The organism is Streptococcus sp. UBA4344 (genome assembly GCF_002393675.1).
In the GTDB taxonomy this organism is placed as follows: Bacteria; Bacillota; Bacilli; order Lactobacillales; family Streptococcaceae; genus Streptococcus; species Streptococcus vicugnae.
On record NZ_DGTE01000003.1, the window covers coordinates 35,141 to 40,582 of the forward strand.

General features: G+C 39.8%; 13 protein-coding genes and 1 pseudogene. All 14 read left to right on the forward strand.

Annotated features, from left to right (window positions below; translation table 11 throughout):
- Positions 1–174 (forward strand): annotated as a pseudogene (rplB, locus tag B4D49_RS00690) (50S ribosomal protein L2); the annotation flags it as partial.
- A gap of 101 nt (positions 175–275) precedes the next feature.
- Positions 276–554, forward strand: a complete 279-nt coding sequence (gene rpsS / locus B4D49_RS00695; RefSeq protein WP_000533765.1) for a 30S ribosomal protein S19 — start codon at positions 276–278, stop codon at positions 552–554.
- A 15-nt stretch (positions 555–569) separates the two neighbouring features.
- Complete coding sequence (rplV, locus tag B4D49_RS00700; protein WP_003062848.1) at positions 570–914, forward strand: 50S ribosomal protein L22; 345 nt, start codon at positions 570–572, stop codon at positions 912–914.
- Positions 915–926: 12 nt separating this feature from the next.
- Complete coding sequence (gene rpsC / locus B4D49_RS00705) at positions 927–1,580, forward strand: 30S ribosomal protein S3 (RefSeq protein ID WP_021141408.1); 654 nt, start codon at positions 927–929, stop codon at positions 1,578–1,580.
- Positions 1,581–1,583: 3 nt separating this feature from the next.
- A complete protein-coding gene (rplP, locus tag B4D49_RS00710) occupies positions 1,584–1,997 on the forward strand; it encodes a 50S ribosomal protein L16 (RefSeq protein WP_003062852.1) in 414 nt (137 codons plus the stop codon).
- A gap of 9 nt (positions 1,998–2,006) precedes the next feature.
- Positions 2,007–2,213, forward strand: a complete 207-nt coding sequence (gene rpmC / locus B4D49_RS00715) for a 50S ribosomal protein L29 (RefSeq protein WP_003062854.1) — start codon at positions 2,007–2,009, stop codon at positions 2,211–2,213.
- A 27-nt stretch (positions 2,214–2,240) separates the two neighbouring features.
- Positions 2,241–2,501, forward strand: coding sequence for a 30S ribosomal protein S17 (gene rpsQ, locus B4D49_RS00720; protein WP_002944482.1), 261 nt, complete (start codon positions 2,241–2,243; stop codon positions 2,499–2,501).
- Positions 2,502–2,525: 24 nt separating this feature from the next.
- Positions 2,526–2,894 carry a 50S ribosomal protein L14 gene (rplN, locus tag B4D49_RS00725; RefSeq protein WP_003062856.1) on the forward strand — a complete coding sequence of 123 codons (369 nt, stop codon included), beginning with the start codon at positions 2,526–2,528 and terminating at the stop codon, positions 2,892–2,894.
- A 76-nt stretch (positions 2,895–2,970) separates the two neighbouring features.
- On the forward strand, positions 2,971–3,276 hold the full coding sequence (gene rplX, locus B4D49_RS00730; RefSeq protein ID WP_003067218.1) for a 50S ribosomal protein L24: 306 nt from the start codon (positions 2,971–2,973) through the stop codon (positions 3,274–3,276).
- Positions 3,277–3,302: 26 nt separating this feature from the next.
- Positions 3,303–3,845 carry a 50S ribosomal protein L5 gene (gene rplE, locus B4D49_RS00735; protein ID WP_003067215.1) on the forward strand — a complete coding sequence of 181 codons (543 nt, stop codon included), beginning with the start codon at positions 3,303–3,305 and terminating at the stop codon, positions 3,843–3,845.
- Between the two features lie 17 nt (positions 3,846–3,862).
- Positions 3,863–4,048: a type Z 30S ribosomal protein S14 gene (locus tag B4D49_RS00740; RefSeq protein ID WP_003062863.1), complete on the forward strand. Its 186-nt coding sequence runs from the start codon at positions 3,863–3,865 to the stop codon at positions 4,046–4,048.
- A 176-nt stretch (positions 4,049–4,224) separates the two neighbouring features.
- Positions 4,225–4,623 carry a 30S ribosomal protein S8 gene (gene rpsH, locus B4D49_RS00745; protein ID WP_006531328.1) on the forward strand — a complete coding sequence of 133 codons (399 nt, stop codon included), beginning with the start codon at positions 4,225–4,227 and terminating at the stop codon, positions 4,621–4,623.
- Positions 4,624–4,763: 140 nt separating this feature from the next.
- Positions 4,764–5,303, forward strand: coding sequence for a 50S ribosomal protein L6 (gene rplF, locus B4D49_RS00750; RefSeq protein WP_286782885.1), 540 nt, complete (start codon positions 4,764–4,766; stop codon positions 5,301–5,303).
- Positions 5,304–5,359: 56 nt separating this feature from the next.
- A partial coding sequence (locus tag B4D49_RS00755; protein ID WP_414717948.1) for a 50S ribosomal protein L18 occupies positions 5,360–5,442 on the forward strand: 83 nt, incomplete at its 3' end.

The following is a 5,442-nucleotide window of genomic DNA, read 5'->3' on the forward strand; positions in this document are numbered from 1 at the left end:
CGTGGTTCTGTAATGAACCCTAATGATCACCCACACGGTGGTGGTGAAGGTAAAGCACCAGTTGGACGTAAAGCGCCATCTACTCCTTGGGGTAAACCTGCGCTTGGTCTTAAAACTCGTAACAAAAAAGCTAAATCTGACAAACTTATCGTTCGTCGTCGTAACGACAAATAATCTGTTAGTCGCTTAGTTTAATAAACATCCGCCAGCTCGGTAGTGTGCATTTATGCACACAGGCCGCTGTGGTACTATATTTTAAAGGAGAAAACTACAAAATGGGACGTAGTCTTAAAAAAGGACCTTTCGTCGATGAGCATTTGATGAAAAAAGTTGAAGCTCAAGCAAATGACGAAAAGAAAAAAGTAATTAAAACTTGGTCACGTCGTTCAACGATTTTCCCAAGTTTCATCGGTTATACAATCGCAGTTTATGATGGACGTAAACACGTACCAGTTTACATCCAAGAAGACATGGTAGGTCACAAACTTGGTGAATTCGCACCAACTCGTACTTACAAAGGTCACGCAGCTGACGATAAGAAAACACGTCGTTAATAGGAGGAGGACACAATGGCAGAAATTACTTCAGCTAAAGCAATGGCTCGTACAGTCCGTGTTTCACCTCGTAAAACACGTCTTGTACTTGATCTTATCCGTGGTAAGAACGTTGCTGACGCAATCGCAATCTTGAAATTCACTCCAAACAAAGCAGCTCGTGTAGTTGAAAAAGTTCTTAACTCTGCTATCGCTAATGCAGAAAACAACTTTGGTTTGGAAAAAGCTAACTTGGTAGTATCTGAAACTTTCGCAAACGAAGGACCAACAATGAAACGTTTCCGTCCACGTGCTAAAGGTTCAGCTTCACCAATCAACAAACGCACAACTCACGTAACAGTAGTTGTGTCAGAAAAATAAGGAGGTAAAATCGTGGGTCAAAAAGTACATCCAATTGGTATGCGTGTCGGAATCATCCGTGATTGGGATGCGAAATGGTATGCTGAAAAAGAATACGCGGATTACCTTCATGAAGATCTTGCAATCCGCAAATTCATCCAAACAGAATTGGCAGACGCTTCAGTTTCACGTATTGAAATTGAACGTGCTGTAAATAAAGTAATTGTTTCACTTCACACTGCAAAACCTGGTATGGTTATCGGTAAAGGTGGAGCTAACGTTGACGCTCTTCGCGTTAAACTTAACAAATTGACAGGAAAACAAGTTCACATCAACATCGTTGAAATCAAACAACCTGATTTGGACGCACACCTTGTTGGTGAAAACATTGCACGTCAACTTGAACAACGTGTTGCTTTCCGTCGTGCTCAAAAACAAGCTATCCAACGTACAATGCGTGCAGGTGCTAAAGGTATCAAAACTCAAGTATCTGGTCGTTTGAACGGTGCTGATATCGCTCGTGCTGAAGGTTACTCAGAAGGAACTGTTCCTCTTCACACACTTCGTGCAGATATCGACTACGCTTGGGAAGAAGCTGACACTACTTACGGTAAACTTGGTGTTAAAGTTTGGATCTACCGTGGTGAAGTTCTTCCAGCTCGTAAAAACACTAAAGGAGGCAAATAACAAATGTTAGTACCTAAACGTGTTAAACACCGTCGCGAATTCCGTGGAAAAATGCGCGGTGAAGCTAAAGGTGGTAAAGAAGTCGCATTCGGTGAATACGGTCTTCAAGCTACTACTAGCCACTGGATCACAAACCGTCAAATCGAAGCTGCCCGTATCGCAATGACTCGTTACATGAAACGTGGTGGTAAAGTTTGGATTAAAATCTTCCCACACAAATCATACACTGCTAAAGCTATCGGTGTACGTATGGGTTCTGGTAAAGGGGCACCTGAAGGTTGGGTAGCACCAGTTAAACGTGGTAAAGTTATGTTCGAAATCGCTGGTGTATCTGAAGAAGTTGCACGTGAAGCACTTCGTCTTGCTAGCCACAAATTGCCAGTTAAGACTAAATTCGTGAAACGTGAAGCAGAATAAGGAGAAATCATGAAACTTCAAGAAATTAAAGATTTTGTTAAAGAGCTTCGTGGTCTTTCTCAAGAAGAACTTGCTAAGAAAGAAAACGAACTTAAGAAAGAACTTTTCGATCTTCGTTTCCAAGCTGCAGCAGGTCAACTTGATCAAACTGCTCGTTTGAACGAAGTTAAAAAACAAATTGCACGTGTTAAAACAGTGCAATCTGAAAAGAAATAATAGATTGGGAAAGGAGAAATTCTAATAATGGAACGTAATCAACGTAAAACCCTTGTTGGACGCGTAGTATCTGACAAAATGGATAAAACAATCACTGTTGTAGTTGAAACTAAACGTAACCACCCAGTCTATGGTAAACGTATCAACTATTCTAAAAAATACAAAGCACATGATGAAAACAACGTTGCTAAAGAAGGCGATATCGTTCGTATCATGGAAACTCGTCCACTTTCAGCTACAAAACACTTCCGTCTTGTAGAAGTTGTGGAAGAAGCTGTTATTATCTAATCAAACTAAAAGGAGAAATTTGAAATGATTCAACAAGAAACTCGCTTGAAAGTTGCTGATAATAGCGGTGCTCGTGAGATCTTGACTATCAAAGTTCTTGGTGGTTCAGGACGTAAATTCGCTAACATCGGTGACGTAATCGTTGCTTCTGTAAAACAAGCTACTCCTGGTGGAGCTGTTAAAAAAGGTGATGTCGTAAAAGCTGTAGTTGTTCGTACTAAATCAGGTGCACGCCGTCCAGACGGTTCATACATCAAATTTGACGACAACGCTGCAGTAATTATCCGTGATGACAAAACTCCTCGCGGAACTCGTATCTTCGGCCCTGTTGCACGTGAATTGCGTGAAGGTGGCTTCATGAAGATCGTATCACTTGCACCAGAAGTACTTTAATTCATAAACACAAACTAAGTCCCCTGCTTTTGCAGGGTGCCCATTAGGGCGTAAGAAATAATAGGAGAAAAACCAAATGTTTGTAAAAAAAGGCGATAAAGTTCGCGTTATTGCTGGTAAGGACAAAGGCGTTGAAGCTGTAGTTCTTAAAGCCCTTCCTAAAGTCAACAAAGTTGTTGTTGAAGGTGTTGCTATTGTTAAAAAACATCAAAAACCAAACAACGTAAACCCTCAAGGTGCTATCGTGGAAAAAGAAGCACCAATCCATGTGTCTAACGTTCAAGTTCTTGACAAAAATGGTGTTGCAGGACGTGTTGGTTACAAAGTTGTAGACGGCAAAAAAGTTCGTTACAACAAAAAATCAGGCGAAGTGCTTGATTAATCACGAAGGAAAGGAGAAAGTATATAATGGCAAATCGCTTAAAAGAAAAATACACTAACGAAGTAGTTCCTGCTTTGACTGAAAAATTCAACTACACTTCAGTTATGGCTGTCCCAAAAGTTGAGAAAATCGTTCTTAACATGGGTGTTGGTGATGCTGTAAATAACGCTAAAAATCTTGAAAAAGCTGCTGCTGAATTGGCACTTATTTCAGGTCAAAAACCATTGATTACTAAAGCTAAGAAATCAATCGCTGGCTTCCGTCTTCGTGAAGGTGTAGCGATCGGTGCAAAAGTTACCCTTCGTGGTGAACGTATGTACGAATTCTTAGATAAATTGGTAACTGTTTCACTTCCACGTGTACGTGACTTCCACGGTGTTCCAACAAAATCATTTGACGGACGTGGTAACTACACACTTGGTGTGAAAGAACAATTGATCTTCCCAGAAATCAACTTTGATGATGTTGATAAAGTACGTGGTCTTGATATTGTTATCGTAACTACTGCTAACACTGACGAAGAAGGTCGTGAATTGCTTAAAGGCCTTGGAATGCCTTTTGCAAAATAATTTAGGAGGTAAATCAATTGGCTAAAAAATCTATGATTGCTAAGAATCATCGCCCTGCGAAATTCTCTACGCAAGCTTACACTCGTTGCGAACGTTGTGGCCGTCCACACTCAGTTTACCGCAAATTCAAACTTTGCCGTGTTTGCTTCCGTGAGTTAGCTTACAAAGGACAAATCCCAGGCGTTACCAAAGCTTCTTGGTAAGTCGATGATATAAGAAACCTGATTGGACAAGCCATTTAGTAAATTGTTATTCAATTTTCTATTTGGCGTGGTTCATGATGGGGTTCAAGTGATAAACTTGAATTTAATTAAGCCTTCGGGCGACATTAACTAGCAAGTGAACACATTCAAACTACTAGTAAGAGGAGAATATATAAATGGTTATGACTGACCCAATTGCAGACTTTTTGACACGCATTCGTAACGCTAACCAAGCAAAACACGAAGTGCTTGAAGTACCTGCATCAAATATTAAAAAAGGGATTGCTGAAATCCTTAAACGCGAAGGTTTCGTGAAAAACGTTGAAGTTATCGAAGACGATAAACAAGGTATCATCCGTGTATTCCTTAAATACGGACAAAACGGTGAACGTGTTATCACTAACTTGAAACGTATTTCTAAACCAGGTCTTCGTGTTTACGCAAAACGTGAAGATGTTCCTAAAGTTCTTAACGGACTTGGAATTGCAATCATTTCTACATCAGAAGGTCTTTTGACTGACAAAGAAGCTCGTCAAAAGAACGTTGGTGGAGAGGTTATTGCTTACGTTTGGTAAGATAAAAACTTCACTTCAATTTTCATTGAAGAAAGTTTCTTACTTAATAATGGACTATAATACAGCTACTGTATATTAGTCGCCCCGTGAAAACTCGTCGCTTTATGCGGCTTGACAATTTAACAGGAGAAAATAAAACTATGTCACGTATTGGTAATAAAGTTATCAACTTGCCTGCTGGTGTAGAAGTTACTAACAACAACAATGTAGTAACTGTTAAAGGACCTAAAGGCGAACTCACTCGTGAGTTTAACAAAAACATTGAAATCAAAGTTGAAGGAACTGAAGTTTCACTTCACCGTCCAAACGACTCAAAAGAAATGAAAACAATCCATGGTACAGCTCGTGCTAACTTGAACAACATGGTAATTGGTGTTTCTGAAGGTTTCAAAAAAGAACTTGAAATGCGCGGGGTTGGTTACCGTGCACAACTTCAAGGTTCAAAACTTGTACTTTCTGTAGGTAAATCTCACCAAGACGAAGTAGAAGCTCCAGAAGGAATTTCATTTGAAGTACCATCTGCAACTTCAATCGTCGTTAACGGTATCAGCAAAGAAGTTGTTGGTCAAACAGCTGCTTACATCCGTAGCCTTCGTGCTCCAGAACCTTACAAAGGTAAAGGTATTAAGTACTCTACTGAAACTATTCGTCGTAAAGAAGGTAAAACAGCTAAGAAGTAATATAAGGAAAATGAAAGGAGCATATTGCAATGATTAATAAGAAATCAAGCAATGAAATGCGAAAGATTAGACATAGTCGTATTCGCAAAAATATTTCAGGAACTGCTAGTCGTCCAAGATTATGTGTATTCCGTTCAAA

What these genes read in the sequence shown, in the direction of transcription:
- rplV (WP_003062848.1), top strand. Translation starts at nt 570, where the DNA reads ATGGCAGAAATTACTTCAGCTAAAGCAATGGCTCGTACAGTCCGTGTT.
- rplF (WP_286782885.1), top strand. Translation starts at nt 4,764, where the DNA reads ATGTCACGTATTGGTAATAAAGTTATCAACTTGCCTGCTGGTGTAGAA.
- rpsH (WP_006531328.1), top strand. Translation starts at nt 4,225, where the DNA reads ATGGTTATGACTGACCCAATTGCAGACTTTTTGACACGCATTCGTAAC.
- rplP (WP_003062852.1), top strand. Translation starts at nt 1,584, where the DNA reads ATGTTAGTACCTAAACGTGTTAAACACCGTCGCGAATTCCGTGGAAAA.
- rplE (WP_003067215.1), top strand. Translation starts at nt 3,303, where the DNA reads ATGGCAAATCGCTTAAAAGAAAAATACACTAACGAAGTAGTTCCTGCT.
- rpmC (WP_003062854.1), top strand. Translation starts at nt 2,007, where the DNA reads ATGAAACTTCAAGAAATTAAAGATTTTGTTAAAGAGCTTCGTGGTCTT.
- rpsQ (WP_002944482.1), top strand. Translation starts at nt 2,241, where the DNA reads ATGGAACGTAATCAACGTAAAACCCTTGTTGGACGCGTAGTATCTGAC.
- rpsS (WP_000533765.1), top strand. Translation starts at nt 276, where the DNA reads ATGGGACGTAGTCTTAAAAAAGGACCTTTCGTCGATGAGCATTTGATG.
- rplX (WP_003067218.1), top strand. Translation starts at nt 2,971, where the DNA reads ATGTTTGTAAAAAAAGGCGATAAAGTTCGCGTTATTGCTGGTAAGGAC.
- rplN (WP_003062856.1), top strand. Translation starts at nt 2,526, where the DNA reads ATGATTCAACAAGAAACTCGCTTGAAAGTTGCTGATAATAGCGGTGCT.